Genomic DNA, 309 nt, shown 5'->3' with positions numbered 1-309 from the left:
AGCAGGTTCTGGCGGAAGCGGCCCTGCTTGCCCTTGAGCATGTCGGAGAGCGACTTCAGCGGACGCTTGTTGGCACCGGTGATCGTCCGGCCGCGGCGGCCGTTGTCGAACAGCGCATCGACGGCTTCCTGCAGCATGCGCTTTTCGTTGCGGATGATGATGTCCGGCGCGCGCAGCTCCATCAGCCGCTTCAGGCGGTTGTTGCGGTTGATCACGCGGCGATACAGGTCGTTCAGGTCCGACGTCGCGAAGCGGCCGCCGTCCAGCGGCACCAGCGGGCGCAGCTCGGGCGGGATCACGGGGACGACG

The 309-nt window shown here is 67.3% G+C and carries 1 protein-coding gene; it reads right to left on the bottom strand.

All coding sequences use genetic code 11. The features are described 5' to 3' along the window. A partial coding sequence (locus FLQ44_RS21805) for a hypothetical protein (protein WP_147696044.1) occupies positions 1-309 on the bottom strand: 309 nt, incomplete at both ends.

Origin of the sequence: Vogesella mureinivorans, from assembly GCF_007644035.1 — a bacterium.
In the GTDB taxonomy this organism is placed as follows: domain Bacteria; phylum Pseudomonadota; class Gammaproteobacteria; order Burkholderiales; family Chromobacteriaceae; genus Vogesella; species Vogesella mureinivorans.
Note: the sequence above shows the minus strand (reverse complement) of the source record. Positions and strands in the feature narration are given on the sequence as shown.